Here is a 607-nt window from a genome sequence, read left to right on the forward strand (position 1 = left end):
TGGCAGTGTGGCATAACACATATATACCCTGCTCCCTTAAGCCTTCGCTTGGGCGGCCATCTGTTTGCACAAATTCACTGTTAATCAAAGTGGCCAGCTTGATGCTTTGCTGCCTGAATTTTCTTTTATATTCGTTAGTTAAAATAATAGTTATGGGATCATCAGGGTCTAATCCGGCGTCCATCCCCGAGTCCTCTTCAACCTGGTTATTTATTATAGTTTTTTCTTCCTCTTTGGAACGGTGCAATCCATACACCAGCAATAATACGCCTTTACCAGATCGATCGGGTACACTAACCGTACGGTAAATCGGTTTACGGCGTTTGGTTCCTACCTGCTCCCTTACCCGTCTATCCGATAGTGAGTTACAGTGTATCGATATAAAAATATTCCCTTTATTCTCATTGGCTATTTCGGCACGTCTTTCAAATGAAACATCATCCTCGGTCGTGCGCGTTAAAACTGCCTTTACTCCCGCCATATCTTTTTCTATAGCATTTTGCAATTTTAAGGCAATGGCAAGCGTTACATTCCTTTCTAAGGAAAAGGAGCCGGATGCGCCAGGAGAAAAATGACCTTCATTGCCTGAACGCTTCACTCCATGTCC

Annotated in this window: 1 protein-coding gene; it reads right to left on the minus strand. The window is 43.5% G+C overall.

What is annotated here, in order from left to right; all coding sequences use genetic code 11:
- Window positions 1-607, minus strand: a 607-nt coding sequence (locus AC1DPZ_RS28665; RefSeq protein ID WP_477409940.1) for an N-acetylmuramoyl-L-alanine amidase family protein, incomplete at both ends; no start/stop codon positions are given.

The organism is Mucilaginibacter sp. P4_G9, assembly GCF_056400985.1.